We start from the raw sequence: 26,751 nt of genomic DNA on the forward strand, positions 1-26,751 counted from the left end.
GGGCACCAGCTACACGAGGCGCGCCCCACGGACATGGGTGAGGTGGCGCTTGATGCGCTCGGCCTCGGCGGTGAGCTTGTTCCACTGGGCCATCGCCCCCGGTTGGAGTCGGGCGAACTCGGTGCGGTCGTCGGTGTGGCTCCACTCCTCGTAGCCGGCATGGACAGCCGCCCAGCCGTCACGAATGCCGGTGACGGCGGTGAGGGCCTCCTGCATCGAGGTGGCGAAGAGGTTCTTCTGGGCCTGGGTGGCGCTGGCCACAGCAATGAGCAGGTCGACTGCGGCGATGGCCTGGTAGGCGATGGCGAGTTCGTCGTTGTTGGCCTGCAGGTCTTTCAGGGCCGAGGCGTACTTCTCCGTGCCCTTGAACCCGGCCTTGATGGCGCTGACCACGAAGCTCACGTCGGGCACCTTGCCGTCGGAGTTCTTCGTGCCGGCGTCCTTGGTGGCCTCGGACTTCTCGGCGGCACTGAGCGAGCCCAGCAGCGCCTCGGACTCGAGCACGCCGTCGTCGGAGTCCGCGCCGCCGGCATCGGCCGCATCGGCGTCGTCGTCCGACTCCCCGTCACCCGAGTCCCCGTCGTCGTCCTTCTTGTCGCCGTCGTCCTTCTTGTCGTCCGGCTTCTTGTCGTCATCGGGCAGGCCCTTGGTGATGGTGGTCAGCAGGCCGATACCGAAGTCGGTGAAGGCATCACCGGTGGCCAGGGCTCCGTCGACGATTGCCTGGATGTTCTCGGAGATCTTCCTGGTCAGCTCTTCCACCCGGGCCAGGGTCTGCTTGGCCTCCGCGGCCAGGGAGTCCTGGGCCAGCTTCAGGGCAACGTCAAGCCTCTTGCTGACCCGGTCGATCTCGGCGTTCACGCTGGTCAGGCGGTCGACGGCGGCATCGGCACTGACCAGCGTTTCGCCGGTGCTGTCGGCGACGGCCTTGAGCGTCTCGGTGACGCCCTGCCAGCACAGTTCGGCGTCGGCGGGGGCCCGGTGGGACTGGTCAGCGGCCTTCAGCAGTTCCACCAGGTTGCTCAGTTCGACCGTGAGGTGAACGAAGTCGGGTTCCACCAGTTCGCCGAACTGGTAGGACAGCTGCTTGAGGTCTCGCTGGTGGGCCGCGACGGTGACCGCCAGGCCGGCGTCAATGCCGGTGAGGTCGAGGCTCTGCTGGGTGGCGACGAGCAGCGAATCGGCGCGCCCGGTTTCGATCGCGGTCAGGGTCGAGGAGTACGAAGTGAGGATCCCGCGCGGGCCCAGGGGGTTGTCGCGGCCATAGGGGTCTGTAGGCATGAGGGTCTACCCAACTGTGAGGGGATGTGGTGGCGACTGCCACGATGTTGAGTAACATCGTTACCCAGTGATCGGCGACCCGCCACCCCTTTGATCATGAGAATCACGTAATGAAGCCCGACTCCGCATTCAGCGTTGTCAGGCTCGACAACCGCGGTGAACGCCCGGGCGGTCAGTGCCGGGCGGCGGGGCGGTACTCGCTCAGGTCGACCTCGATCAGCGGGTCACCGCCGTCGATGAACAGCCGTCCCTCGGGGGTCAGCGCCGCGGCGATTCGCCGCAGGGCCTGGGCCCGGTTGCGGGGGTGGCGCCCGTCGAAGGACCCCACCCGAATCGCGAACGCCAGGTCGAACGGCTCCAGGTCGAGGATGTCGAAGTCCTCGGCGGCGACGCTGCGCACGCTCATCCGGCCGGCATCGATCTCGTCGGTGGCCAGGTGATAGATCTGCAGCACACCCTTGTCGGAGCGGTCGATCACCATCACATGCCCCTCGGGGCCGACCTTCCCGGCGACCGCGCGGGCTGCTGATCCCGGCGCTCCCCCGATCTCGAGCACCCGCATGCCCGGCTCCAGTGGCAGCGCCTCGACGATCTCGCTGAGGCGGGCGGACAATCCGGTCATGGCTCCCCCATCGGCACTGATGGTCCCGGAGACGCGGCCCGTCGCCGGTACGCAGATGCTAGTCAAGCCACAGTCGCGATGGCCGGCTTTCAGCGTAATTCACAGGCAGCCGTCCCACCGGGCAGCTCGTGGCGGTGGGCCGCGACCCAGCGGTAGACCGGACGAGCCAGCCCCTGCCCCACCCGGCCGGCCAGCGCCCATCCGACCCAGCACCAGGGCACCGAGCAGGTCCGCAGGGCGGCCGTGATCGCCGCCGCCCCCCAGCTGGTTCGTCCATCGGCACCAACGAAGGGCACCTCACGACGGCAGCGCTCGGCGTCCAACCCATAGGCAGTGACAGCGGAAGGCGACAGCGGGCGCACCGCGCACCGCGAGCGGCGTTTCAGCCAGGTCGCGGTGCGGGTGCAGAAGCCGCAGTCGGGGTCGTACAGCAGGACCGCGACGCCACTGGTCGTGGTGTTCAGGCGTGCTGGTCCTCGGCCAGGTGCGGCGGCTGCACCGACCAGGCCGGGGGTTCGTCGTTGCCGGCCTCCTCGTCGGACTCGGCAATCTCCTTGGTGGCATGCACCTTGCCGGCGGCGTGGTGCACCGGCGCGTAGATCGTATACAGCTGCAGCGGTTCGTCCCCGATGTTGGTGACGTTGTGCCACGACCCGGCCGGGATGATCACGCAGTCACCGTCACCGAGCTCGGCGGTGAAGTCCAGGTTGTCCTGCGACGGGCCGATCTCGGCGCGCCCCCGGCCGGCGTCGACGCGGATGAACTGGTCGGTCTCGGGGTGTTCCTCGAGGCCGATGTCCTCACCGACCGGGATGGACATCAGGGTCACCTGCAGGTAGCGCCCGCTCCAGACCACGGTGCGGTAGGTGGCGTTGTGGACGGTCGCCTCCTCCAGGTTGAAAGAGGTGGGGTGGGGGCCGTTGTCGCTGATCGTCATGGGTCATGTCCTTCCGGTCGCCGGTCTGGTTCCGACTCTAGCCGTGCCGCACCGCCGGATGCCCTCGGGACCGGCGAACGGGGGCCACGCAACGCCCGGCAGGCACACTCCGCGACCATCGCCGGGCACCCGCCGATCCCCGGACCCGCCCGGCGCCGACACCCGCCGACGACATACCCTCGAAGTCATGCGACTCGGAATTGACCTCGGCACCACCCGCACCCTCGTGGCCCGCGTTGATCGGGGTAACTACCCGGTGGTGAGCTTCTTCGACACCGACGGCGACGCCCACGACCACTTCCCGAGCGTGGCAGTGGCTCACCCCGAGCGGGGCCTGCTGTTTGGTTTCGAGGCCATCGCCGCCGCCCGCGACGAGGACCTGCGCCTGATCCGCTCGTTCAAGCGGCGGTTGGCCTACCCCGATGTGAATGCCGAGACCACCATGAGCGTCGGCGGCAAGTTGGTGCCAGTGGTCGATGTCATCACCGGCTTCCTCGGCGCGCTGCGCACCGCGCTGGCCGAGCGCTCCTCGATCAGTGACGAGTTCGACGGCGACGAGACGATGGTCGCGGTGCCCGCCCACGCGCCCGGCATCCAGCGCTTCCTCACCCTGGAGGCGTTCCGCCGCGCCGGGTTCACCGTGCTCGGCGTGGTCAACGAGCCGTCCGCGGCCGGCTTCGAATACACCCACCGGCAGGGGCGCACGCTGAATTCGCGGCGCACCAGGGTGATCATCTACGACCTGGGCGGTGGCACCTTCGACTCGTCGCTGATCAAGGTCGACGGCACCGCCCACGAGGTGCTCGACACCGCCGGCCACAACCGGCTCGGCGGTGACGACTTCGACGCGGCGCTGGCGCAGGTGGCCGTCGCGCAGGCCGGGCTGCCCTGGGGTGAGCTGGGTCGGCGCCCCTACGAAGACCTGGTCGACGAGTGCCGCACCGCCAAGGAGTCGATCAACGCGCAGACCCGGCGGGTCACCGTCGACGTCAACGACGCCCCCGTGACGGTCCGCATCCCCGACTTCTACGAGGTCGCCGGTGAGCTGGTCGACCGGACCGTGGCGACCATGTCACCGCTGATCGGGCTCGACGCGCAGGGCAACCCCAGCCTCAACGACACCGAGGTCGCCGGCATCTACCTGGTCGGCGGCGCCTCCGGCCTGCCGCTGGTGGCCCGCCGCCTGCGTGAGCAGTTCGGACGACGCGTGCACCGCTCCCCCTACCCCGCTGCCTCGACGGCGATCGGGCTGGCGATCGCGGCGGACGAGTCGGCCGGGTTCAGCCTGCAGGACCGGCTCTCGCGCGGCTTCGGGGTCTTCCGGGAGGCCGACGACGGCCAGGGCATCAGCTTCGACCAGATCTTCGACCGCACCACGGTCACCGGCACCGACACCTTCGAGGTGATCCGGCGCTACCAGCCCCAGCACAACATCGGCTGGTTCCGGTTCGTCGAGTACGCCTCGGTGGACGAGCAGGGCCTGCCCACCGGCGACATCGTCCCCTTCGCCGAGATGCTGTTCCCCTACGATCCCGCCCTGCGCGGGCAGGACCTCGAGGGCCTGCCGATCACCCGCATCGGCGAGGGCGGCATCATCGAGGAGCGCTACCTGATCGACCCGCACGGCATCGTCGAGGTGCATGTCACCGACCTGTCCAGGGGGTACCAGATCAGCCGCGTCCTGGGCGAGAACTGAGGTTCGTCCGGCTCACTCGCCGACGGCGCGACGGTAGTCGTCCGAGTCGACCGAGAGGGTCTCTTCGGTCACCGGCACGTCGGAGTCGATGGGCTCGGCGGTGACCGGGGTGGTGTCGGGCGCCTGCAGAGCCGGCATGGCCAGGTCGATGGTGCGCACGGTGCGCGGCACCATCGGCCTCGAGACGTAGGTGGGGGCGGTCACCGGGATCGGGTCCCACAGTGAACCGGTGGGTTCGATCGGCCCGCTGAGTTCGATGGAGTGCTCGACCCCCTCGGGTTGGGCGGCCTGGCGCAGCGGCGCCACGTCGAGGGCGATGGTCTCGTTCTGCCAGCCCCTGGTGAGCTGTTCCATGCGCGCGTCGAGCACCTTGTTCAGCGAGATGACACTGAAGCGGGCCACGACCAGGAACGCCGCCAGCAGTCCGGCGGGGATGACGGGCACCCACCAGGCCACCCGCACCGCGGGGATCGGCTGGAACGCGAACAGTCCCACCGTGACCAGCAGCGCGGCCAGCAGGACGAGGACGACGCGGAGGCGGCGACGGGCCGCCAGCCGGTGCGACTCACGGATCTCGTGGACGCCGGCCGAGCGGGTCAACGGGGTCGAGACCTCCAGCAGCGGGTCGTGGCTCTCGGTCGACAGCGGGTCGCTGGAACGCTTCAGGACGGTCATCGACTCGGCGAAACGATCAGTGGTCTCGCCGGGGACGGTCTCGCGACGCGACGCCAGCCACGGAATCAGGTAGGCCAACCAGCCCACCACGAGGATGGCGAAGATCAGTCCTGAACCCATGCCGACAACCGTAGGGGCCCCGGCGCCGGGGTCCGGCGACCGGCGGCGGCGTGTTGGCCGAAACGTGGCCGACGACCATGATCGGCGACCGTCCACCATGATCCGTTCACCATGATCGGGGGGCTGGGCGCCGGCCTGGTCGATGGGGGCCGCACCGCGGCTCTGCCAGGCTCGGGGGGTGACCGATCTCGAACGCGCTGCGGACGCTGCTGCCCGGCAGCCCTCGCGGCGTGACCCGGTCGCGGGGGCGCTGGCGGCCGAGGGCCCGCTGCGGCTCGCGGAGGCCGAGGCGCGGCTCGTGCTCCAGGACCGCTCCCTGGTGCGGGTGGTGCGCCTCGGCGGTGAGAAGCTGCGGGCCGAGCGCGGGGGCCGGGCACCGGACCCGGAACAGTGGCGGCGTCGCGGACGCCCGCCCCGGTGGTCGGCGATCGTCGGGCTGCTTGTCGTGCTCCTGGCCCCGTTGCTGTCCGCGCCGTTCAGCCGCTGGTTCCCGTATGCGGATGCGGGGGCGGCGCGGCGGTTCTTCCTCCTGCTCGGTGCGAGTTACGCGGTGGTGTGCTTGCTGCAGCTGGAACTGCTGGTGCGCTGGGTGCGTGATCCCCTGGGCTGGGCCGGGACGCGCCTGGTGGCGTCGCTGCTGGTGCTGCTCATGCTGGTCGTCCTGCCGTGGTTCGTGGTGCCGGCGCTCGCGATGGTGCCCGGGAAGGTGGCCGTGCTGGGGGTGGTCCCGTTCACCCTCGCGATGGTGCTGGCGGCCGCGAACCTCTGGGCGGTGGGTTCCGAGCGGACGAGGGCCCATGCGTAGCGTGCGGCGATCGAGGAGGTGACCTCCCTGCTGCGGGAGGACTCGCCCGTCGTGGGCGCGGGTGCCGAACCTGCGGCGGACGGGGTGCGCGGCGCCGCCGGGGAACTGCGCCGCACGCTCAGGCGAATGCCCGAGGCCGACCGTACAGCGCTCGAAAGCACCTGCACCGAAGTGCTCGATGCCCTCGAGCACCGGGGAGCGGTGTCGCCGCAGCTCGTAGCGCAGGCCCGGACGACGCCGCTCGGGCGCTGGCACGAGCTGGACTGACGCCCGGGCTGGGCTGGCGCCCGAGCTGGGTCAGAATTCGACCACCTGCACCTGCTGGCCTGCCTGCACCGCCTCGACGGACTCGTCGAGCACCACCAGGGCATTGATGTTGGCGAGGTCTGCCAGGTTCGCCTGTTCCCGGCGGGGGCTCACCTCCACCGAGCGGGTGCCCCGGTCGGTGGTGAGCGTGGCGCGGGCGAACTCGTGCACGCCGGGCAGTGACCGGATGACGCTGCGGGTGATGGCCCGCACCGGTGGGCGGACGACCGGCTCGGTGCCCATCAGCTTGCGGATCAGGGGCTGGACGAAGGCGTGGTAGGACACATAGGCGCCGAACGGGTCGCCCGGCAGCATCACCATCGGCACCTTGTCCTCACCGATCAGCGCGAAGCCCTGCTGGCGCCCCGGCACGATGTTGACCTCGGCGAAATCGGCGGCCCCCAGCGAGGGGACGACCTCGCTGAGCAGGTCCCCGTCCTCTTCACGGAAACCACCGGTGGAGATCACCAGGTCGGCGCGGATCAGCTGGTCGGAGATCGTCTCGCGGACCTCGTCAAGGTCTTCGGAGACCACCCCGATGCGCCACACCTGGCAGCCCTCGGCCTTGGCGGCGGCGGCGAGCATGTAGCCGTTGGCATCATGCACGTGGCGGTGGCTGGGCAGCGGTCGGCCGGGTTCGACCAGCCCGCGCCCGGTGGAGATCACCACGATGCGGGGGCGCGGCCGGGCGAGCACCTTGTCGATGCCGGCGGCGGCGAGCAGGCCCAGCAGGCGGGGGTCGAGCGAGACGCCGTGCGGCACGAGCACCTGGCCGTCAGCCACGTCGGAGCCGGCCGCACGCACGTGGCTGCCGACCTGGACACGGCGGGTGACCTCGAGCTGGGTGCCCCCGATGCCCTCGGGGTCGGGGGCGACGGCCTCGGTCATCGACTCGACCATGACGGTGTCTGCGCCGTCCGGCAGCACCTGGTGCTCCTCGACCCACAGCCCGGCGTTCTCGGGCAGAGTGCCCTCGACCGACTCGACGACCTGCAGCAGCGGCCACTCGCCGTCGGCGAAGTCATCGGTGAAGTCCGCGGCGCGCACGGCGTAACCGTCGGCGGCGGCCGTGCTGGCCCGGGGCAGCGGGGCCGGGGCGATGATCTCTTCGCAGATGGCCAAGCCGTCAGCGTCGAGCAGCTGCATGCCGAAAGGGGTGAGTGGTTCGACCAGGCTCAGAAGGTAGTTGCGGTGATCGGCCAGGCTGCGCAGCCCGTCGGGGCCGACCTCCGGGCCCGGGGGCAGCGTCGGGCGTGGCGCCTCGACCACGGGCTCTTCTACTGGCTTCTTCCTGCCGAACAGTCGCATGCGACCTACGATAGGTGAATGCCCTCCGTTCCCCTCGACGCACACTCGGAGCCCCCGCACTCCCACGTGACTCGGGTGGATTTCCCGGTGGCAGCAGCCAAGCGGGCATTGCGCAGCGAGGCCCGTCAGCGGCGCCGTGAGACCCCACCCAAGGTGCGCCAGGCCCGTGACATCGCCCGGCTGCGCCACCTGTTGCCGCAGGTGCCCAATGACGCGGTGGTGGCGTTGTACCTGTCGCGCGGGGACGAGCCCTCGACGCTGGAGGCGGCGGCCGTGCTGTGGCGACGTGGCCAGCGGATCCTGGTGCCGGCGTTGACCGACACCCCCGGCGCTGCCCGGCGGGACCCGACCTGGGCCTGGTACCGCGGCCCCTCGGACCTGCGACCCGGCTACCTCGGCATCCCCGAACCCACGGGGCCGGCCCTGCCCGCGGCGACCCTGCACGAGGCCGACCTGGTGCTGGTCTCGGGCCTGGCCGGTGGACGAGACGGTTCCCGGTTGGGCGCCGGGGCGGGCTGGTTCGACCGGGCCCTGGTGCACACCCGGCCGGGAGCGCGGGTGCTGCTGGTGGTCGACGAGCAGGACGTGTTCGACACCCTGCCCCACGCGGAGCACGACCACCGGGTCGATGCCCTGGTCACCGAGGTCGGCACGATCCACGTGGCCGACACCGGGACGACGGTTGAGCTTGTCGCCGCCGGTGAACAGCACGCTGCGGGTGAACAGCGGTCGGTGGAGCACTGCGCGAACACGTAGAATGCACGGTGGCCACCGTGAAGGTCGGCCCGTCTGCCCGCTGTCACCCCAGGATGAGTCGATGCCCACGTACCAGTACCGCTGCAAAGAATGCGCCAACGACCTCGAGGTCGTGCAGAAGTTCACCGATGCCTCGCTGACCGAGTGCCCGCGATGCCGTGGCGAGCTGCGCAAGGTGTACAACGCGGTCGGGGTCGTGTTCAAGGGGTCGGGCTTTTACGCCACCGACAACCGCAGCAAGAACACCGCCTCGGTGCCGGCCGGCGGCGACGCGGGCAAGAGCGCCAGCAGCAGCGACACCTCGGCGTCGACCACCTCGAGTTCCTCGGACTCGTCGCCTTCGTCGAGCAGCCCCGCCCCCAGCTCGAGCAGCACCACTTCGTCCTCGGCGCCCGCCAGCGCCTGAGCCTGTTCCCGGCCCGCTTCTCCGGGCCGGCCGGTGACGTCCGTGGGGGATCAGCGAAGATTTCCTGTGGACAACTGAACACTTGGGCCGGTCCGGCGCCATGACCGTGGTGTGAGCGAGAACTCCCCTCCGCGCCCCTGGCGCACCCGGTTGACCACCTTCCTGCGCTGGCACCGCCGCTGGGTGGCGGCGGTGGCGGCCGGGGTGGCCGTGCTGGCGAGCCTGACCGTGCTGTCACCGGCGGCACCCGATCATGTCGAGGTGGTGGTCACCACCGCCGACCTGCCTGCCGGCCACCGCCTCACCGCCGGCGACCTGCGGGTGGTCGGCTACCCGCCCGAGCTTGTGCCCGGTGGGGCTGCCGGCACTTCGGACGAGTTGCTGGGCCGGGTGCTGGTGGCCGCGTCGCCGCGGGGTTCGCCGCTGGGCAGCCACTCGGTCATTGATTCCACCCGGGTGCCCGAGGGGCGTCTGCTGGTGCCGGTGCGGGTCGACGACCCGGCGGTGCTGGCCCTGTTGCGAGTCGGCGACCAGATCACGGTGATCGGTTCGGACGACGCGGGCACCCCCGTGGTGCTGGCCAGGCGTGTCCGCATCGCCGCGGTGCCGCAGGTGGTCGACGAAGGTGTGCTCGACACCGGCGGTTCGGCCAGTGGCGTGGTCGTGGTCGACGTGGACGAGCAGACGGCCGTGCGGTTGAGTGCCTGGGCATCGAACCCCGGGCTGTCGGTGTCCCTGGGCTGAGGTGTCCCTGGGCTGAGGGGGATCGCTACTCCTTCAAGGGAAGCTCTTTCCTGAGAAATCGCGGAACATTGGTCCAGTCAGACTGGACTTTCGGCCCTTTCGTGTCGAGACCACCGGGTGGCCTCATGTACCGTACGTCGGCGGTACTGGACCCCAATGCACACCCGGCCACCCCGGCCACCAGTCCCGCACGAAAGGACACCCATGAAGGGCTTCAAGGAGTTCATCCTGCGCGGCAACCTGATCGAGCTCGCCGTGGCCTTCATCATCGGCGGCGCGTTCGCGACCGTCGTCGAGTCATTCACCCAGATCGTCATCGAGCTGCTGGCCAAGGCCGGCGGCGCCCCCAACTTCGACGAGTGGCAGCCCGGTGGCCTCGTGTCGGTCGGCCCGTTCCTGACCGCCCTGGTTGCCTTCCTGCTGCTGGCTGCGATCGTCTACTTCGGCATCGTGAAGCCCTACACCGCGGTCGTCGAGCGCATGAAGAAGAACGACGAGGCCGAAGAGGTCGTCGCCACCGAGGTCGAGGTGCTCACCGAGATCCGCGACCTGCTGGCCACCCGCCAGAACCCCACTGCCTGATCCCCTTCCTCCCCCCGGGCAAGCAAACAGCCCGCGTCCTCCCGGTGGACGCGGGCTGTCTCGTTCCCGGGCACTTCAGCCGTGGTGGGGTGGTTTGTCGGCGAGCAACCTCAGCTCGGCCGGGCCCAGCACCCTGGGGCCGTGGCGCACCTGCTGGTGCAGGCCGTGCAGGTCGAGGGCCGCCCGCACCTGGGCCAGCAGGCTGGAGTACTGCCCCCAGGCGGTGACCAGTCCTTCGGGCACCGAGTGCGGCCAGGGTTCGCGCTCATGCTGGCACAGCGCCCGGTGGGCCTGCAGCCGGGTGGCGTCCCACCCCGAAGCCGCCAGCCAGGTGACCACCCCGGCGGCGTCCGGCCTGCCCGCGGGTACCACAGCCTCGAGTCGTTCCCCGGTCAGCGCGTGACCGATGGCCAGGTGCAGCGCCGCCTCGGCAGGTCCGGCCCCCGCCGGTCCCCCGGGCTCATTCACCGCGCAGCACGGTGCCGTCGGCCACCGGGCCTGCCTGCTCGGCATCCAGTGAGACCGCGCCGACCACCGAGATGTCCTGCCCGAAGCTCCAGTCCCCCGCCACGTCGAACGACGTCGCACCGCGCAGGCCGATCGGGGCCGGGAAGCGGGCATCGAAGTCATGGACCAGCTTGTAGTGGTCCGGGTCGAGGTTCACCTTGACGGTCGCATCGGTGGTGGCCACCAGGCGGAAGGCCTCATCGAGTTCATAGAGGTCGGAGCGCAGCAGCAGCAGTTCATTGGTGGTCTTGACCGGCAGGAAGCGGTCTCGTCCGACGCAGATCGCGGTGGCCCCCTCGAAGACCTCCACCGCCGCGCCCATGGCGCTCTCGATCTGGATGACCTTCGTCGAGGTCTTGTCGGCCGGGTCGACCGTCTTCTCGTTGCGGATCAGCGGCAACCCCAGCACCGAATCGCGGTCGGCCAGCGCGTCGCGCAGCACCACCAGGTCGAACCACAGGTTGTTGGTGTGGAAGAAGGGGTGGCGGTGCTCGTCGGTGAAGTAGTGCAGTTCGTCGTCGGCGGTCTGCGCGGTGTCGCGCAGGATCAGCTGTTCGTCCGCCTTGCGGATCGCCAGGTGACCGCCCTTGCGGTCGTTGACGGTGCGCCGGCAGACCTCGGCGGCATAGGGGGCACCGCTGGCGGCGAACCAGCCGGCGATCGTCGGGTTCGGCGAGGTGCCCAGGTTGTCGCCGTTGCAGACGTTGGCGTAGCGGTAGCCGTTGTCGATCAGCTGGTCGAGCACACCGGAGGCCTGCAGCGCGATGTAGAGGTCACCATGACCGGGCGGGCACCACTCCAGGCCGGGGTCGGCGGGCCATTCCACCGGTTCCAGGTCGTCGGCGGTGAGCTTCGGCTCCCGGTTCTGGACGAAGCCGAGCGGCAGCCCATCACGGGCCAGCTCGGGGTAGGCGGCCAGCGCCTCCTCAGTGTCCGCGGCGGTGCGGAAGGAGTTCATCAGCAGCAGCGGCAGCCTCACGCCGTAGCGTTCACGGGCGGCCAGCACCTGCTTGACGATGATGTCGAGGAAGGTCATGCCCTCACGCAGCGGCAGCAGGTTCTTGGCCTTGTCGAGGCCCATCGAGGTACCGAGCCCACCGTTGAGCTTGATGATGACCGTCTTGTCGAGCGCGTCGCGGGCGGCGTCCTCGTCGACCTCCACGTCGGCCAGCATCGGCGGGTCGAGCAGCGGCTCGATCGTGTCCTCGCGGATCAGGCCGGTCTGGCCCGTCTCGAGCTGGCGGTAGTAGTCGCTGAACACGGCAATGGCTGCCTCGGGCTGGCCATCGGCGCGCATCTTCTCCTGGGCACGTGCAAGTCCGGCATCGCTCATGGCGCCACCCTACCGAGGACGTCACCGGGTTGGTCGCGATCGCCGCCGGGGACTACTCTGGATGGGCCGATGGCCCTGTAGCTCAGGGGATAGAGCAGAGGTTTCCTAAACCTTGTGCCGCAGGTTCGATTCCTGCCAGGGCCGCCCAGCATGCAGAACGCCGCCACGCCCCTCGGGGCAGTGGCGGCGTTCCTCGTTGGTGTTCGACGCGGCGGGCGGTGCGGGCTCAGCCCTGCTGGGCGGCCGCGGCCTCAGCCTTGAGCGCTTCGACGTCGAGCGCCTTGACCTGCTCGATCAGGCTGTCGAGCTGCTTGCCGTTCAGCATGCCGGCCTGGCGGAAGACCAGGGTGCCTTCCTTGAAGGCCATGATCGTGGGGATCGAGGTGATCTCGAGCCCGGCCGCGACGTCACGCTCGGCCTCGGTGTCCAGCTTGGCGAAGGTGACGTCCTCGTGGCGTTCGGACGCCTCGTCGTAGATCGGGGCGAACCGCTTGCAGGGGCCACACCAGTCGGCCCAGAAGTCGATCAGCACCACATCGTGGGCGTCGATGGTCTCGGAAAAGTTGCCGGCGTTCAGTTCGACGGTCTTGTCACCCATGGTTGGGGTCCTCTCTGCAGATGGCGGGCACCCCGTTCGAGGCGCAGACATGTGGTCCAACACCCGGGGGGCTGGTTTGATTCCGGAGGCTAGTTTGGTGCCTCTGTACCTGGTCCCTCGGTGCTTGCAGGAGCAGAAGAGCATACATCTGGAAGCAAAGCCAGGAAAGCGGCCTATGGAGCTGTGCGGCAGCGCTCAGTAGGCAATTTTTCAAAATATTGTTAAGCCTTTTCTGAGCATGGTATTTTTCATGGTATTACCAATTAGCAGGAAAATAAGCCATTGAATATAAAAGATAAAAATGTCTTGTTTACAATAGAGTGGGTTTTCTTTACGATTTAGCTTTTGTATTTCGTTGAAATTTTCACCGTGCAGGATTACCGCATTTGCAGCTGAATTGGCAATGAAAGCAATATTGTTCTTAAAGAAAAGTATTGAATTAATAGGGTTAAATGCTTTATCGAAGCGAATTGTTTTGCAGCGGCTGCGGCGGCGCCATGAAAGTCATCGCCTGCATTGAAGACCCTATAGTGATCAAGCAGATCCTTGATCACCTGAAGCACAAAGCCGAAACCAGCGGGACCAGGGCGTTACCCGAAAGCCGGGCGCCACCGGCTGAGCTGCTCCTGGGTCTGTTTGACTGACGAGCCTGAAGGCCAACGATACCAATCAAAATGCTGCGTTCACAGCGCCGCGGCAGGGATCCGCCGTGCTGGTTGTCGGAAAAGGAGCCGCTAGTGGGAAAGAGGAGGGTAAATTTTCAGCGTTGCTGGCTCCCCGTCAGCCGGATTGGGTTGCATCGCAGGGGTGTCGAAAGAGTCAACTGCGGTCCAAAGCTGTTGGACTTGGGTGAAAAGGGCGTTTATTCTTCCTATACGTTGTCGGCAGCGGGCCAAAAAGGAATACGTCCATGCCCATCGAGGTGAAACCGGCTGTGAGCGCGGGTTCAAGCATATAGCCCGACAGGCGCGTATCCTTGCCGATCACGACACGATGGCGGTGGTCACCGCGACGAAAGACACGGCCAGCCGCCATGCCGACGCGCAAGGCGGTTTCCGCCGTCATCGCGCCTTCGTTGGCTTTGCCACGAATACCGTCTGTGCCGAAATATTTGCGCACCATAAGGTCGATTATCCTGTCGTCGGGTCGCCCTCAAAGGGGACATGCCTGCTGAACCGCGAATATAGAGAAATATCCCGAATGTGCAGTTAACGAATTCTTGCGGTTTCTTTCAGCGCCGCCAATACCGCCAGCCCGTCGCGCAAGGGGCGCGGCTCGTGTGTGCGGATGAAGTCAGCTCCACCTGCGGCGGCGGCAAGCTCTGCAGCGAGTGTCGCGGCCCCGACATCCCCCGGACCACGGCCTGTGAGCGCGCGCAGAAAGGATTTGCGCGAAACAGACAGAAGCACCGGCAAATCGAAGCGCAGCCGCAATTCATCGAACCGCGCCAGCACCGAGAGCGAGGTTTCGGGAGCAGCCCCCAGAAAAAACCCCATGCCGGGATCAAGGACAAGGCGGTTGCGTTTGATACCGGCACCCGTCAGCGCCGCGATGCGCGCGTCAAAGAACGCCGCAATGTGATCCATGATGTCGCCAGCGGGTGCCTCGCGCCGATCTGCCTGCCCGTCTTGCACCGAATGCATAACGACGAGTTTGGCAGATGATTTCGCCAATTGCGGATAGAACGCAGCGTCTGGAAAACCGCGAATATCATTGAGATAGGCCACACCACGCGACAAGGCATAGGCTTGCGTCGCGGGTTGATAACTGTCGAGCGAGACGGGAATGCCATCTGCCTTGAGCGCGTCCAGCACCGGCGCGATACGCGCGATTTCTGTGTCGGACGAAACAGGCGCGGCGTCGGGATTGCTGGATGCCGGACCGAGGTCGATCACATCTGCCCCCTCGGCCATCAGCTTACGCGCCTGCGCAATGGCTGCGTCTGGCGCCAGATACCGGCCTCCATCGGAGAAACTGTCCGAGGTTATGTTGACGATGCCGAAAATGATGAGCGATTTATTCATGGGGGCTTCTATAATAATAATAATCGAGCATGAGTCTCATACGGATGCTCGGGTCGAAAGGGAATCCCCAGGCGAGTAACCTGTTTGCGGTGATCCATTAGCTGATTCCTCGGCGCGCATCTTGATGGCCACCACCCGCCGCATCGGGATCGGCACCCGCACCGGCTCACCCTCGTCCGCAGCCCGCTTCGCCAGCCAGGCCGCCGCCCGGCGTACGGAGAAGTCGCCGATGGTCGGCAGGTAGAGCGCGTTCAGCAGGGCCTCGGCGTCCTCCAGGTTGCTGACGTCGAAGTAGTAGCGCTCGCGGGCGTCCTCGATCTTCTTCAGCCCGTGCTCCAGCAGGATCGGCCCCATCCGCATGTCGAGGCGCACCGGGAACCGGGGCGGGCCCTTCAGCCGGGCGGTCAGCGGCCCCAGCAGCTTCATGTCGGTCACGTTGATCGGACGATAGGTCGGCGTGATGGCCGCGAACATCCCACCCGGGCGCAGCACCCGGGCTACCTCGTCGAGCAGGGCGCCGGTGTCCTCGATCACCGACAGCGCCAGCGACGAGATCACCGCATCCACCGCACCACTGCCGACCGGCAGCGCCAACCCGTTGGCCTGCACGAAGGGCCCGGGGCCCAGCCGGTGCGCGGTCTGGATCTCCTCCCAGGACAGGTCGAGGCCCAGCACGGTGCGACCGTCACGTTCCAGCATGCGGCTCATCGGGCCCGACCCGCAGCCGATGTCGACCACCCGCCGGGACGACCCGCTCACTGCCCGGGCGAGCCAGGTGTGCGGGTTGTGCTCACCGGCGCGACACCGGGCGAGCACCTCGGTGGCCAGACCGGGGCGCTCGTGGTGGAACCTGCTGATGTACTCGGTCCAACGGCCCATGCCCACAGCCTACTCAGCGCCCGGCGTGCTGCAGGGTGGTGACGATGTCGTCGGCAATGTCGTGCAGCACGTGGCCCGGGCTGATCTGGCGTTTCGCGACCACCGACACCAGCAGCGACAACCCGGGCAGGGCCTCGTCGGGGTCGGTGCGGTAGGTGCCCTCCTCCAGTGCATGCAGCAGCGGGTTCGTGCCGTCCTTCCATGGCTGGGTGAGCTTCTTCCAGGACGCGATCCAGCCGTCGGAGATCTCACTGATCGAGGGCACCCCGAAGAAATGCCCCACCGGCGCGTGGTGGCGCAGCGACACCAGCGGCGAGTCGAGGTAGATCAGGGCCAGCCGCAGCCGGGCGTCCAGGTCGCGGCGTTCCTCCAGCGAACCGCGCACCGCCCACGAGCACGGGTTGGGGCAGGTGGGGCCCACATCGGGACGCTGGCCGGCATCGATGGTCTCGTGGTTCATCCCGCACACGGCCAGGGTGTCACCCAGCCGGGAGTGGAACTTGTCCAGGTAGTTCGTGTACCCGGCCACGTCACCCTTGCCGGCGTTGATCGACCGCTTGGCGGTCGAGCGCATCGCCGAGGAGTGCGGGCAGTCGGGGTCGTCGGTGCCCCACCGCTGGCCCACGTCACGGGGCATCTTCAGCGGGTCACCACCGTGGCCCAGCCGCGGTTCCCAGGCCAACTGGCAGAGGTACTCGGCGATCAGGTGGGCGGTGACCACCAGTGCTTGCGGCTCGTGGCGCTCCGAACGCAATTGGATGACCTCGAGCATCAGCTCGTACAGGGGCACCAGTGAGCCGAGGGCGCCGCGCTCCCGGGCGCGGGGTTCGATCGGGAAGCAGCTGCGCTGCAGTTGGCGGCTCCAGTCGCGGCCACTGGCCTGCTTGGCCAGTTCCAGAAAGTCCTCGGCGTCCAGCGAGATGACGCGGTGGCCGATCGAGGCGAACTGGTGGGCGAGCTTCAGGGCCGGGTCGTCCTCGCCGCGGGCCAGCCGCTGGCGCAGCATGGCCTCGGCGGCGTCGAACCAGTGGCCATCGGCCAGGGCGATGAGCCCGGCATTGTCCATCACCTGGTCAAGTGGGGCATTCATGCGGGGCGGCCGAACAGGGCGTCGACCACCCACGCGTGCGGCACCGTCACCGGTTCGTGCCCGGCAACGGTCAGGGTGAGGGGCTGGGCGGGGTCCAGGTGCACCTCGGTCCCGGGGCGTAGGCCGGCGGCAGCCAATTGGGCCAGCAGGTCGTCGTCGGCCTGCACGGCCTCGCTCATCCTGACCAGGACGACGCTGGTCGGCCCGCCGCCCTCCGCCAGCAGTTCACCGAAGGGACGGTTCCCCTCCCGGAACCCCGGGGCCGGCTCGGTCAGGCCGAACACCTCCATGCCGGGGATCGGGTTGCCGTAGGGGGATTCGCGGACGTCAGGCAGCAGTTCGAACAGCTTCTTCTCGACCTCGTCGGAGATGACGTGTTCCCAGCGGCAGGCCTCGGAGTGGACCAGTTCCCAGTCCAACCCGATGACGTCGGTGAGCAGGCGTTCAGCGAGCCGGTGCTTGCGCATCACGGCCTCGGCCAGGGACTGGCCCTCGTCGGTGAGCAGGATGGTGCGATCCTTGGCCAGGTGCAGCAGGCCATCGCGTTCCATCCGGGCGACGGTCTGTGAGACGGTCGGGCCGCTCTGGTGCAGGCGCTCGGCGATGCGCGCCCGCATCGGCGGCACCCCCTCCTCGTTCAGCTCGTAGACCGTCCGCAGGTACATCTCCGTCGTGTCGATCAGTTCACTCATGAGCCAGCCCCTTCCACCCAGACACCACGCCGCATGACCTTCTGCAGCGCACCTCCATCATCGACGATGCACAGGTCGGCCAGTCGTCCTGCCACCAGTTGGCCGACCTGGTCGACCCCGAACCTGCGCGCAGGGGTGGTGGCGGCCATGATGGCGGCCTCACCAACCTCGCGCCCGACCTGGCTGACGACGAACTCGACCGCTGCGCCCATCGTCAGGGTCGACCCGGCAATGGCCCCCAGGGAACCGTCGTCGTTCAGGATCTTGGCCACCCCACCCCGCACGCCCACCCGCAGGCTACCCAGGCCGTAGTCCCCGTCGGGCTGCCCGGTGGCACTCATCGCGTCGGTCACCAGCCCCACCCGGTGGATGCCGGCGGCGTCGATGGCCATCGCGATCACATCGGGGTGCAGGTGGGTGCCGTCGCAGATCAGTTCGACCATGGCGCGGGGGTCGTCGAGCAGCACCGGGATCGGCCCGGGCTCACGGTGGTGGATGGGGCGCATCGCGTTGAACAGGTGGGTGACCACCCCTGCCCCGGCGTCGAGGCTGGCGCGGGTGGTCACGTGGTCGGCATCGGAATGGCCGAAGGCCACCATCACGCCGGCCTCGGTGAAGGCGGCGGTCGCGGCCAGGCCGTGCTCCCGTTCGGGGGCCAGGGTGATCGAGCGCACCGACCCGCCGGAGGCCTCCAGGATCGCCGAGACCCGTTCAGGGGTGGGGTCGACCAGCAGGTCGGGGTTGTGCGCGCCCTTCTTCGCCTCCGACAGGAACGGCCCCTCCAGGTGGATGCCAGCCAACTCCCCCGCCTCGACCAGCGGACGAAGTCGTCCGACCTGCGCGACGACCTCGTCCATCGACTCGGTCACGGTGCTGGCGAACTGGGTGGTGGTGCCGTGGCGGCGGTGGTGGGCGATCGCCGCGGCGACCCCGTCGGGGTCGGCGGCGGCCAGGTCGGTACCGGCGGCCCCGTGGCAGTGGGTGTCGACGTAGCCGGGGATGACCCAGCCGTCGACCAGCTCGGCGGCGGCATCGATCCCGTCACGCACGTCGAGGACCCGCTCGTCCTCGATGCGCAGGGTCAGGGGGCGCGGCTCCGGGCCGGTGTCCCCCGTGACGACCTTGTGCGATGCGATCAGAGTCACGACCGAACCCTCCATCCCCAGTCTGTTGTTGGTGACAGCCTAGGCCGCTGCACCGACAAGGGTGGCGAGATGCCCACGGCTGGGGCACTGTGGGTGCGTGAATGGATCCCCCGGTTCGCCGACTGCTGAATCCCCCGAGTGGGTCAAGCGGGTGAGCGTCAGCCCTGAGCGGTTGTCCGGGTGGGTCGACCGGTTCCGGCAGGGACACGGCCCCACCACCTGGGTCGTGGCCCCCCGGACGGTGCTGCTCACCGCCACCGACGGCGCCCACGCGCTGCTGCACAACCCGTGGGAACCGCTCGCCGAGGACGCCTCACCGGGGGCAGTTGTCCGCCACCTCACCCGCGACCGAAGGATCGGCCTGCTGCTGGGTCGCAAGTCCGCGCACGCGGTGGGGATCGCCGAGGGCGGTGAACTGGTCGCCTCGAAGGTCGACACGTCCTATGTTCAGGGCCGGACGAAGGCCGGTGGCTGGTCGCAGCAGCGCTACGCCCGCCGCCGCGGCAACCAGGCCGACAAGGCGGTCGAGGCCACCGTCGAACGGTGCCTGACCCGGCTGCTGCCCGAGGTGGGGTCATTGGAGGGCCTGGTCTGTGGGGGCGACGCCGCGTTCGTGGCGGCGGTGCTGGACGATGCGCGGCTGGCACCGCTGGCCGCGTTGCGCACGGCCCACCCGGTGCTGCCGGTGCCCGACCCGCGGCTGGACGTGCTCAAGGACGCTGTCGGCCTGGCCCGGGCGATCACGATCGACCTGGACGACCAGGCGATCAGGGGTCGAGCCGCTCGCTGAACCAGGCCTCGTCCGGTTGCAGGGTGCAGGCGACCCGGTCGTGCAGGCGACCCGGCAGGCCCTGCCAGAACTCGAAGCGGTGCGGGCTGACCCGGTAGCCGCGCCAGTCCGGCGGGCAGGGCACTTCACGGTCGGCGTACTCGGCGGTGGCGGCAGCGAACTCGGCCTCCAGCGAGGCCCGGGAGTCGCGCGGGTGCGACTGGTGCGAGACGACGGCGGCCACCTGCGAGGCCTTGGGCCGCTCGTGCCAGTACGCCTCGGCCTCGGCGGCGGGCTGGGTGGTGACGGTACCCTCGATGCGCACCTGGCGGTTCAGTGCCGGCCAGTAGAGCAGCAGCGCGATCCTGGGGTTGTGTTCCAGGGCGATGCCCTTGCGCGAGGTGGCGTGGCTGTAGAAGTCGAAGCTGCCGTGCTCGCCCCGCTCGGCGTCGAAGGCCTTCAGCAGCAGCACCCGCGCGCTGGGCTGCCCGTCGGCATCGACGGTGACCACGGTCATCGCTGCGGGCTCGATCAGCGCGCCGTCCCGCTCGGCCTGCCGGGCCTGGTCGAACCACTGCTCGAACAGCGGCCAGGGTGAGTCGATGTCGCCGGGAATGGGTTCCCCGGCATACTCACGCCGGGCGCTGTGCAGGTCGACCATGGGCCCATTCTGGCACCCGTGCCACAGTCGATTGCCTGCTGCCCCGAGGAACAGTTCGTGCGCCGACGAGGCACCGTGTGCGGGGGTTGGACCTGCGGTGACCGCGCTCGTCACGGGTGGGAGAATCCCCCCATGACGCTGCGTATCCCCACCGACCTGCTGCCCCGCGACGGAAGGTTCGGCAGCGGCCCGGCCAAGGTTCGTCCCGAGGCCGTCGCCGCGCTGGCCGCCAGCCCCCTGCTGGGCACCTCGCACCGCCAGCCGGGCGTGAAGAACCTGGTCGGACGCATCCGCGAACAGGCCGCCGAGCTGTACCAGGCGCCCGAGGGGTACGAGCTGGTGCTCGGCAACGGTGGCGCGACGATGTTCTGGGACGTGGCGAGCTGTTCGCTGGTCACCGAGCGCAGCGCCCACGGGGTCTACGGGGAGTTCAGCCGGAAGTTCGCCGCCGCCGCGCAGCGCGCGCCATTCCTGGCCGAGCCCGTGGTCTTCGAGTCCGAGCCGGGCACCGTCGTACTGCCCACGGCCACCGAGGGTGTCGACCTGTACGCGTGGGCGCAGAACGAGACCTCGACCGGCGCGGCGGCCCCGGTCGTCCGCCCCGAGGGCACCGAGGACGGACTGGTGCTCGTCGATGCCACCAGTTCGGCCGGCGGCATGGCCGCCGACCTGGCCCGGACCGACGTGTACTACTTCGCCCCGCAGAAGAACCTGTCGTCCGACGGTGGGCTGTGGTTGGCGTTCTGCTCGCCGGCGGCGCTGGCCCGGGCCGAGGAGCTGACCACCCGCACCGACCGCTGGGTGCCCGAGTCGTTGAACCTGGCGGTGGCGGCGACCAACTCGCGCGCCAACCAGACCCTGAACACGCCGGCGGTGGCGACCCTGGTGCTGCTGGCCGAGCAGTTGCAGTGGGTCCTCGACAACGGCGGCATGGGCTTCGCCACCGGACGAACGGCTGAGTCGTCGGGCCGGGTCTACGCGTGGGCCGAGGCCCACGAGCTGGCCACCCCCTTCGTGGCGCCGGAGTTCCGCTCCCCGGTGGTGGCCACGATCGACTTCGCCGACACGGTGGACGCGAAGCAGTTGGCTGCCGACCTGCGTGCCAACGGAATCCTCGACACCGAGCCCTACCGCAAGCTGGGTCGCAACCAGCTGCGCATCGGCTGCTTCACCAGCGTCGACCCGGACGACGTGAGCGCCCTGCTGGCCAGCATCGACTGGCTGCTCGGGCAGTACTGAGGCATTCGCCCCAGCCGGGGCGCCCCCGGGGCAGCGGCCCCGGTCAGACGCCTCGGCGCGGGCCGCGGCGGTGGCGCACGGGCCAGAAGGCGGTGGCGACCCCGGCCAGCACGGCCAGCCCGGCAGCGCCACCGATCGCGGCCATCGTGCCGGTGCGCCGCGCGGCCGCCGAACCGTCCGGCACCTGCTCATCACCCGGGGTGCCCGAGGCTGAGGGGCTGGGCGTCGGGGTCGGCGTGGGGCTCGGGGCGGGGGTGATCGAGGTCATCCCGGTCGGGCGGGGGGTGGCCACCACCTGGGCCGGGTTGCCGCCGGTGCCCAGCATGAGCAGTTCTTGTTCCAGGCCCACGGTCAGCGCTTCGCCGGTGCGGGCCACCGGCGAGACGGCAGTGACCCGGAAGTCGAAACCGTTCAGCAGGAACAGCCCCGCCTCACCCCACAGGGCGATGGTCGAGCCGTCGGCCAGGAAGGTCATGTCGCTGACCCCTGCCGGGGCGTCGGCCAGCCGGGTGAGGGTGCTGGTCACCCCGACCTCGGGCTGGGTGTTGGCGCGGTAGATGCCGGGGTTGGCGCCGCGGGTGATGACGTACAGGTTGCCTCGTCCGGACACGCCGAAGGCGCCGGCGTCGTGCGGGCCGTCCTCGTAGGTGAACTCCCATTCCAGCGGGGTGACCTGGTGGTAGCCGGGCTCACCGACGCGCAGCACGGTGATGGTCTCGCGGTTGGCCTGCGGGTCGCCGATGTCGGCGACGTAGAGCACCCCGTTGCGGCTGGCCAATGCCTGCACGCTGGTGACCGGCTCGCTCAGCGTCATCGTCCCGGCGACGGTGCCGGTGGAGTCGACCGCGATGATGTTGCGCGACGCTGCCCCCTGAACGGCCCAGTAGATGCCCAGGTCCTGGTCGACGGCCAGCCCGGTCAGCTCCAGCTGTGAGGTGACGGCGAAGGTGGTGTCCTCCGCGTGCGCGGGCAGGGCCTGGAAGGACAGGCTGGTCGCGAGGACGGCGGCCACGAGGGCGGCCCGGCACCGGCTCAGGCGAGCCATGCGCCCAGCACGACCAGGACCACAAGCGCGACGAGCCCCAGGGACACGACGGCTTTGCGGCTACGGGGGTTCATTCCAGTTACCTTAGCCGCCATCGGCTACCGTTGGCACATGGGTGAGCTACGGCTGCATGCCATCAGCGTCTATGACATCCGGGACATGTTCGGAGCCGATCCGGGCCTGGCCGCGCAGTTGCGCCAGATCGCCTCGGACGCCTTCGTCGTGCCCGCCACTGAACAGCAGCGCAAGCCCAGCATGATCCAGCGGATCGGGCCCATGTTTCGGCGTGACCCGCTGGCGGTGGTGGTGCCGCATGACCACCCGATCCCCTCGGACTGGGAGGCGCTGATCCAGGGCCGCTATGTCGAACCCTCGCGGCTGGTCGCCAGCTGGCGGGTGGTGGATGCGTGGGTTGATGCCAGGGACTACGGGACGACCACGCTGGCGCTGGACCCCGGCCAGGCCGAGGCTTTCGACTTCGCCCTGACCAAGGCTGGCCTGGCTTCGCAGTTCAGCCTGCGGGGCCTGATGGCGTTGGATGCCTCGCTGCCGCTGCGCCCGGCCCACGGCATGCACGTCGGCTACTCGAAGAACCCGCACGCCCTGGCCACCGCCGAGGCCCTGCGCAGCATCGTCGACCAGGTCGACGAGGACTGGCGTGGTGGCGCCGAGCACCTGCTCGCCTTCCTGGACGCCTTTGCCGAGTGGACCCGCCAGGCCCAGCAGGCCGACCGGATGCTCCCGGACCTGTACGTGACCTGGTGGGAGACCAACCGCGCCGAGATGACCACCCAGCAGCCGCAGGCTGAGGCCGGCTACCAGACCGGTTCGCAGCCGCGCCACGGGCAGGGTGAGTGGGACCCGACGGCCCCCATCGTCACCGGACGACAGACCCGCTCGCACCATCCCCGCGACCTCGACCCGACGGCCCCCATCGTCACCGGACGACAGCCCCGCCAGCCCGGCCGCTGACCCTTACGGGTTTCCCAGCACCACTTGCCCCTGAACGGTGCACTTGCCGCCGTTCCGGAACGGGGGCAAGTGCACCGTTGTAGGGCATTTGGCGGTTGGGCGGCGGTGAGGGCCGGAGTGATCAGGCCTGCTTGATCACCAGCAGCAGGTCGCCGCCCTCGGCCTGGACGGTGTCGGTCACCACGACCCGCTCCACCACACCGGAGACCTGCGCGTTGATCGAGGCCTCCATCTTCATCGCTTCGATCACCGCCACCGGGTCGCCCGCGTTGACGGTGTCGCCCTCGCTGACCCGCACGGTCACCGCACCAGAGAACGGGGCCGCGACGTGGCCGGGGTTGGCCGCATCGGCCCGCTCTGCGGCCTGGATGTCGGGCTTGATCGAACGGTCACGCACCCGCACCGGACGCATGGCCCCGTTGAACTGGGTCATCACGACGCGCTTGCCCTTCTTGTCGGGCTCGCCGATGGCCTCCACCGACGCGATCAGGGTCACGCCCTTGTCGATGGTGATGCCCTGTTCGACATTGGGCTGCAGGCCGTACAGGTAGGGCACGGTCGGCACACCGGTCAGGTCGCCGAACTCCTCGCGTGACTCGTTGAAGTCCTTGGTCGGGCCGGGGAACAACAGCCGGTTGAGGGTCTGCTGGCGGTCTCGTCCGGGGGTGTTCAGCAGCGCCTCGTCCTCCGGCTCCACTTCGGTGACCCGCACGGGGGCCGCTCGTCCGACCAGCGCCTTCGAACGGAACGGTTCGGGCCAGCCGCCGGCCGGGACACCCAGCTCGCCGTTGAGGAAGCCGATCACCGAGTCGGGGATGTCGAACTTCTGCGGGTCGGCCTCAAACTCGGCCGGGTCGGCGTCCACGGCCACCAGGTGCAGGGCCAGGTCGCCGACCACCTTGGACGAGGGCGTCACCTTCGTGGGACGACCCAGGATCTTGTTGGCCGCCGCATACATCGCCTCGATCTGCTCGAAGCGGTCACCCAAGCCCAGGGCGATGGCCTGCTGGCGCAGGTTCGACAGCTGCCCACCGGGGATCTCGTGGGTGTACACGCGACCGGTCGGGCTCGCCAGCCCGGACTCGAAGGGGCTGTAGACCTTGCGCACCGCCTCCCAGTAGGGCTCGAGGTCGCTGACGGCTGTGGGGTTGAGCCGGGTGCTGCGCTGCGAGTGGGCCAGGGCGTTGACCAGCGCCGAGGCCGGCGGCTGGCTGGTGGTGCCCGCCATCGGGGCGCTGGCCACGTCGACGGCATCCACCCCCGCGTCGATGGCCCGCAGCAGGGTCGCGGTCTGTCCACCGGCGGTGTCATGGGTGTGCAGGTGCACCGGCAGGTCGAAGTTCTGGCGCAGCGCGGTCACCAGGTCGAAGGCTGCCGGGGGCCGCAGCAGGCCGGCCATGTCCTTGATGGCCAGCACGTGGGCCCCGGCCTCGACGATCTTCTCGGCCAGCCGCAGGTAGAAATCGAGGTTGTAGACGTCCTCGTCCGGGTTGTTCAGGTCAGAGGTGTAGCACAGCGCCACCTCGGCCACCGAGGTGCCGGTCTCGAGCACCGCCTCGATCGCCGGGCGCATCTGCTCGACGTCGTTGAGGGCGTCGAAGATGCGGAAGATGTCGATGCCGGTGGCCGCAGCCTCTTCGACGAAGGCGGTGGTCACCTTGGTCGGGTAGGGGGTGTAGCCGACGGTGTTGCGCCCGCGCAGCAGCATCTGCAGCGCCATGTTCGGCATGGCCTCACGCAGCTGGGCCAGCCGCTCCCACGGGTCCTCCCCCAGGAAACGCAGCGCCACGTCATAGGTGGCGCCACCCCAGCATTCGACGCTGAGCAGTTCGGGGGTCATCCGGGCCACGGCCGGGGCGGCGGCGAGCAGGTCACGGGTGCGCACGCGGGTCGCCAGCAGCGACTGGTGGGCGTCTCGGAAGGTGGTGTCGGTGACCTCGACGTGGTCGGAATCCCGCAGCCACTGCGCGAAACCGGCGGGGCCCAGCTCGGCCAGCCGTTGCCGCGAACCGGCCGGCGGCGGGGTCTTCAGGTCGAGCTCGGGCAGCTTGTCGGCCGGGTCGAGCAGGGTGACCGGTTCCCCGTTGGGACGGTTGACGGTCACGTCGGCCAACCAGCGCAGCACCTTCGTCCCCCGGTCGGCGGGAGCGCGGGAGGTCAGCAGGTAGGGCCGTTCGTCGATGAAGTGCGTCGAGGTGTTGCCGGCCTGGAACTCCGGGTCGTCGAGCACGGCGCGGACGAAGGGGATGTTGGTGGAGACGCCGCGCACGCGGAACTCGGCCAGCGCGCGCCGCTGGCGCTGCAGGGCGGTCTCGAAGTCGCGGCCGTGGGCGGTCACCTTGACCAGCAGTGAGTCGAAGAAGCCGCTGATCTCGACGCCGGTGGCGGTGGTGCCGCCGTCGAGGCGGATGCCGGCACCCGAGGCGGAGCGGTAGGCGGTGATCACGCCGGTGTCGGGGCGGAACCCGTTGGACGGGTCCTCGGTGGTGATCCGGGCCTGCAGGGCGTGGCCGCGCACCTGGACGCTGTCCTGGCTGAGGCCGAGGTCGGCCAGCGACTCCCCGGCGGCGATCCGCATCTGTGAGGCGACCAGGTCGACGTCGGTGACCTCTTCGGTGACGGTGTGCTCGACCTGGATGCGCGGGTTCATCTCGATGAACACGTACTCCCCGGCGCGGGGGCCGGCGGTCTCGAGCAGGAACTCGACCGTGCCCGCGTTCTGGTAGTTGATCGTCTGGGCGAACTTCACCGCGTCGGCGCACATGGCATCGCGCAGCTGCGGGTCGAGGTTGCGGGCCGGGGCCATCTCGATGACCTTCTGGTGGCGCCGCTGGATCGAGCAGTCACGCTCGAACAGGTGGATGACATTGCCCTGCTGGTCGGCGAGGATCTGCACCTCGATGTGGCGGGGGCGCTGCACCGCCTGCTCGACGAAGACGGTCGGGTCACCGAAGGCACCCATGGCCTCACGCATGGCGGCGTCGAGGGCTTCACGCAGGTCGGCGGGGTCCTCCACCATGCGCATGCCGCGGCCACCGCCACCGGCGACGGCCTTCACGAAGACGGGGAACCCGATCTCTTCGGCACCCTTGACCAGTTCCTCGATGTCCTGGGACGGGGCTGAGGAGTTCAGGGTGGGCAGGCCGGCCCGGCGGGCGGCGTCGATGGCGCGCACCTTGTTGCCGGCCATCTCGAGCACCCCGGACGGGGGCCCGACGAAGACCAGCCCGTTGTCCACGCAGGCCTGGGCGAGGTCCGGGTTCTCGGACAGGAAGCCGTAGCCGGGGTAGATGGCATCGGCGCCGGCCTCCTTCGCGGCGCGGATGATCTCCTCGATGTCGAGGTAGGCGCTGACGGGGTGGCCCTTCTCACCGATCAGGTACGCCTCGTCCGCCTTGATGCGGTGCTCGGCCTTCCGGTCCTCATAGGGGAAGACCGCGACGGTCCGCGCCCCCAACTCATAGGCAGCGCGGAACGCCCGCACTGCAATCTCGCCACGATTGGCCACCAGCACCTTGGAGAACATGGGCACAAGACTAGTGGCCAGACCTTCACCAGC

Annotated in this window: 28 protein-coding genes, 1 tRNA gene and 1 pseudogene; 12 read left to right on the plus strand and 18 right to left on the minus strand. The window is 69.1% G+C overall.

Annotated elements, in window-relative coordinates:
- Nucleotides 1-9 precede the first annotated feature (9 nt).
- From ACQE3C_RS08630 to ACQE3C_RS08645, 4 genes are all read right to left on the minus strand, one after another.
- Nucleotides 10-1,281, minus strand: a complete 1,272-nt coding sequence (locus ACQE3C_RS08630; protein WP_434538777.1) for a hypothetical protein — start codon at nucleotides 1,279-1,281, stop codon at nucleotides 10-12.
- A gap of 172 nt (nucleotides 1,282-1,453) precedes the next feature.
- On the minus strand, nucleotides 1,454-1,903 hold the full coding sequence (locus tag ACQE3C_RS08635) for an SAM-dependent methyltransferase (protein WP_434538778.1): 450 nt from the start codon (nucleotides 1,901-1,903) through the stop codon (nucleotides 1,454-1,456).
- A gap of 89 nt (nucleotides 1,904-1,992) precedes the next feature.
- Nucleotides 1,993-2,409 carry a thiol-disulfide oxidoreductase DCC family protein gene (locus ACQE3C_RS08640; RefSeq protein WP_434538906.1) on the minus strand — a complete coding sequence of 139 codons (417 nt, stop codon included), beginning with the start codon at nucleotides 2,407-2,409 and terminating at the stop codon, nucleotides 1,993-1,995.
- Nucleotides 2,364-2,840 (minus strand): cupin domain-containing protein, encoded by a 477-nt coding sequence (locus tag ACQE3C_RS08645; RefSeq protein ID WP_434538779.1) that lies wholly within the window; start codon nucleotides 2,838-2,840, stop codon nucleotides 2,364-2,366. The genes ACQE3C_RS08640 and ACQE3C_RS08645 overlap by 46 nt, the downstream gene beginning before the upstream one ends.
- A gap of 187 nt (nucleotides 2,841-3,027) precedes the next feature.
- Between ACQE3C_RS08645 and ACQE3C_RS08650 the strand changes: the two genes are divergently transcribed.
- Nucleotides 3,028-4,536: an Hsp70 family protein gene (locus ACQE3C_RS08650; protein ID WP_434538780.1), complete on the plus strand. Its 1,509-nt coding sequence runs from the start codon at nucleotides 3,028-3,030 to the stop codon at nucleotides 4,534-4,536.
- Between the two features lie 12 nt (nucleotides 4,537-4,548).
- Here the strand turns inward: ACQE3C_RS08650 and ACQE3C_RS08655 are convergent, their stop codons facing one another.
- Nucleotides 4,549-5,331 carry a hypothetical protein gene (locus ACQE3C_RS08655; protein ID WP_434538781.1) on the minus strand — a complete coding sequence of 261 codons (783 nt, stop codon included), beginning with the start codon at nucleotides 5,329-5,331 and terminating at the stop codon, nucleotides 4,549-4,551.
- Between the two features lie 178 nt (nucleotides 5,332-5,509).
- Here ACQE3C_RS08655 and ACQE3C_RS08660 point away from each other — a divergent pair, with 178 nt between their 5' ends.
- Nucleotides 5,510-6,136 (plus strand): hypothetical protein, encoded by a 627-nt coding sequence (locus tag ACQE3C_RS08660; RefSeq protein ID WP_434538782.1) that lies wholly within the window; start codon nucleotides 5,510-5,512, stop codon nucleotides 6,134-6,136.
- An 18-nt stretch (nucleotides 6,137-6,154) separates the two neighbouring features.
- Nucleotides 6,155-6,403 (plus strand): hypothetical protein, encoded by a 249-nt coding sequence (locus ACQE3C_RS08665; protein ID WP_434538783.1) that lies wholly within the window; start codon nucleotides 6,155-6,157, stop codon nucleotides 6,401-6,403.
- Between the two features lie 30 nt (nucleotides 6,404-6,433).
- Here ACQE3C_RS08665 and ACQE3C_RS08670 read toward each other — a convergent pair whose 3' ends face one another.
- The gene (locus ACQE3C_RS08670) at nucleotides 6,434-7,750 is read right to left on the minus strand and encodes a molybdopterin molybdotransferase MoeA (RefSeq protein WP_434538784.1); all 1,317 of its coding nucleotides are present in this window, start codon (nucleotides 7,748-7,750) and stop codon (nucleotides 6,434-6,436) included.
- 87 nt (nucleotides 7,751-7,837) lie between these two features.
- Here ACQE3C_RS08670 and ACQE3C_RS08675 point away from each other — a divergent pair, with 87 nt between their 5' ends.
- From ACQE3C_RS08675 to ACQE3C_RS08690, 4 genes are all read left to right on the plus strand, one after another.
- Nucleotides 7,838-8,506, plus strand: a complete 669-nt coding sequence (locus tag ACQE3C_RS08675; RefSeq protein ID WP_434538785.1) for a 5-formyltetrahydrofolate cyclo-ligase — start codon at nucleotides 7,838-7,840, stop codon at nucleotides 8,504-8,506.
- A 61-nt stretch (nucleotides 8,507-8,567) separates the two neighbouring features.
- Nucleotides 8,568-8,912, plus strand: a complete 345-nt coding sequence (locus tag ACQE3C_RS08680) for an FmdB family zinc ribbon protein (RefSeq protein ID WP_434538786.1) — start codon at nucleotides 8,568-8,570, stop codon at nucleotides 8,910-8,912.
- Nucleotides 8,913-9,023: 111 nt separating this feature from the next.
- Nucleotides 9,024-9,656, plus strand: a complete 633-nt coding sequence (locus ACQE3C_RS08685) for an SAF domain-containing protein (RefSeq protein ID WP_434538787.1) — start codon at nucleotides 9,024-9,026, stop codon at nucleotides 9,654-9,656.
- 204 nt (nucleotides 9,657-9,860) lie between these two features.
- Nucleotides 9,861-10,238, plus strand: coding sequence for an MscL family protein (locus tag ACQE3C_RS08690; protein ID WP_434538788.1), 378 nt, complete (start codon nucleotides 9,861-9,863; stop codon nucleotides 10,236-10,238).
- Between the two features lie 75 nt (nucleotides 10,239-10,313).
- On the opposite strand, the gene ACQE3C_RS08695 is transcribed toward ACQE3C_RS08690, so the two are convergent.
- Both ACQE3C_RS08695 and ACQE3C_RS08700 read right to left on the minus strand, forming a co-directional pair.
- Nucleotides 10,314-10,706 (minus strand): hypothetical protein, encoded by a 393-nt coding sequence (locus tag ACQE3C_RS08695; protein ID WP_434538789.1) that lies wholly within the window; start codon nucleotides 10,704-10,706, stop codon nucleotides 10,314-10,316.
- Nucleotides 10,699-12,078, minus strand: a complete 1,380-nt coding sequence (locus ACQE3C_RS08700; protein WP_434538790.1) for a UTP--glucose-1-phosphate uridylyltransferase — start codon at nucleotides 12,076-12,078, stop codon at nucleotides 10,699-10,701. The genes ACQE3C_RS08695 and ACQE3C_RS08700 overlap by 8 nt, the downstream gene beginning before the upstream one ends.
- 71 nt (nucleotides 12,079-12,149) lie before the next feature.
- Here ACQE3C_RS08700 and ACQE3C_RS08705 point away from each other — a divergent pair.
- Nucleotides 12,150-12,222 (plus strand) — tRNA-Arg (locus ACQE3C_RS08705).
- 82 nt (nucleotides 12,223-12,304) lie between these two features.
- On the opposite strand, the gene trxA is transcribed toward ACQE3C_RS08705, so the two are convergent.
- The gene (trxA, locus tag ACQE3C_RS08710; protein ID WP_434538791.1) at nucleotides 12,305-12,676 is read right to left on the minus strand and encodes a thioredoxin; all 372 of its coding nucleotides are present in this window, start codon (nucleotides 12,674-12,676) and stop codon (nucleotides 12,305-12,307) included.
- A 476-nt stretch (nucleotides 12,677-13,152) separates the two neighbouring features.
- Here trxA and ACQE3C_RS08715 point away from each other — a divergent pair.
- Nucleotides 13,153-13,320: pseudogene (locus ACQE3C_RS08715) on the plus strand (IS91 family transposase); the annotation flags it as partial.
- Between the two features lie 175 nt (nucleotides 13,321-13,495).
- On the opposite strand, the gene ACQE3C_RS08720 reads toward ACQE3C_RS08715, so the two are convergent.
- From ACQE3C_RS08720 to ACQE3C_RS08745, 6 genes are all read right to left on the minus strand, one after another.
- Nucleotides 13,496-13,798 (minus strand): phosphoglucosamine mutase, encoded by a 303-nt coding sequence (locus ACQE3C_RS08720; RefSeq protein ID WP_000251875.1) that lies wholly within the window; start codon nucleotides 13,796-13,798, stop codon nucleotides 13,496-13,498.
- Between the two features lie 86 nt (nucleotides 13,799-13,884).
- Complete coding sequence (sul2, locus tag ACQE3C_RS08725; protein WP_001043260.1) at nucleotides 13,885-14,700, minus strand: sulfonamide-resistant dihydropteroate synthase Sul2; 816 nt, start codon at nucleotides 14,698-14,700, stop codon at nucleotides 13,885-13,887.
- Between the two features lie 36 nt (nucleotides 14,701-14,736).
- A complete protein-coding gene (locus tag ACQE3C_RS08730; RefSeq protein ID WP_434538792.1) occupies nucleotides 14,737-15,579 on the minus strand; it encodes a class I SAM-dependent methyltransferase in 843 nt (280 codons plus the stop codon).
- 13 nt (nucleotides 15,580-15,592) lie between these two features.
- Entirely contained in the window at nucleotides 15,593-16,669 is a 1,077-nt protein-coding gene (locus tag ACQE3C_RS08735; protein ID WP_434538793.1) for a hypothetical protein, read from the minus strand.
- On the minus strand, nucleotides 16,666-17,361 hold the full coding sequence (locus ACQE3C_RS08740; protein ID WP_434538794.1) for a metal-dependent transcriptional regulator: 696 nt from the start codon (nucleotides 17,359-17,361) through the stop codon (nucleotides 16,666-16,668). The genes ACQE3C_RS08735 and ACQE3C_RS08740 overlap by 4 nt, the downstream gene beginning before the upstream one ends.
- Nucleotides 17,358-18,521: an N-acetylglucosamine-6-phosphate deacetylase gene (locus ACQE3C_RS08745; protein ID WP_434538795.1), complete on the minus strand. Its 1,164-nt coding sequence runs from the start codon at nucleotides 18,519-18,521 to the stop codon at nucleotides 17,358-17,360. The genes ACQE3C_RS08740 and ACQE3C_RS08745 overlap by 4 nt, the downstream gene beginning before the upstream one ends.
- An 82-nt stretch (nucleotides 18,522-18,603) precedes the next feature.
- Between ACQE3C_RS08745 and ACQE3C_RS08750 the strand changes: the two genes are divergently transcribed.
- The gene (locus tag ACQE3C_RS08750) at nucleotides 18,604-19,296 is read left to right on the plus strand and encodes an acVLRF1 family peptidyl-tRNA hydrolase (protein WP_434538796.1); all 693 of its coding nucleotides are present in this window, start codon (nucleotides 18,604-18,606) and stop codon (nucleotides 19,294-19,296) included.
- Here the strand turns inward: ACQE3C_RS08750 and pdxH are convergent.
- Complete coding sequence (gene pdxH / locus ACQE3C_RS08755) at nucleotides 19,274-19,936, minus strand: pyridoxamine 5'-phosphate oxidase (RefSeq protein ID WP_434538797.1); 663 nt, start codon at nucleotides 19,934-19,936, stop codon at nucleotides 19,274-19,276. The genes ACQE3C_RS08750 and pdxH overlap by 23 nt on opposite strands.
- Nucleotides 19,937-20,068: 132 nt before the next feature.
- On the opposite strand from pdxH, the gene serC reads away from it, so the two are divergent.
- The gene (serC, locus tag ACQE3C_RS08760) at nucleotides 20,069-21,175 is read left to right on the plus strand and encodes a phosphoserine transaminase (RefSeq protein ID WP_434538798.1); all 1,107 of its coding nucleotides are present in this window, start codon (nucleotides 20,069-20,071) and stop codon (nucleotides 21,173-21,175) included.
- Nucleotides 21,176-21,218: 43 nt separating this feature from the next.
- Here serC and ACQE3C_RS08765 read toward each other — a convergent pair whose 3' ends face one another.
- Complete coding sequence (locus ACQE3C_RS08765; RefSeq protein WP_434538799.1) at nucleotides 21,219-22,220, minus strand: hypothetical protein; 1,002 nt, start codon at nucleotides 22,218-22,220, stop codon at nucleotides 21,219-21,221.
- A gap of 111 nt (nucleotides 22,221-22,331) precedes the next feature.
- On the opposite strand from ACQE3C_RS08765, the gene ACQE3C_RS08770 reads away from it, so the two are divergent.
- The gene (locus ACQE3C_RS08770) at nucleotides 22,332-23,192 is read left to right on the plus strand and encodes a DUF7691 family protein (RefSeq protein WP_434538800.1); all 861 of its coding nucleotides are present in this window, start codon (nucleotides 22,332-22,334) and stop codon (nucleotides 23,190-23,192) included.
- Nucleotides 23,193-23,313: 121 nt separating this feature from the next.
- On the opposite strand, the gene ACQE3C_RS08775 is transcribed toward ACQE3C_RS08770, so the two are convergent.
- Nucleotides 23,314-26,718: a pyruvate carboxylase gene (locus ACQE3C_RS08775; RefSeq protein WP_434538801.1), complete on the minus strand. Its 3,405-nt coding sequence runs from the start codon at nucleotides 26,716-26,718 to the stop codon at nucleotides 23,314-23,316.
- Nucleotides 26,719-26,751 lie beyond the last annotated feature (33 nt).

Source organism: Aestuariimicrobium sp. Y1814, assembly GCF_050113895.1.
In the GTDB taxonomy this organism is placed as follows: domain Bacteria; phylum Actinomycetota; class Actinomycetes; order Propionibacteriales; family Propionibacteriaceae; genus Aestuariimicrobium.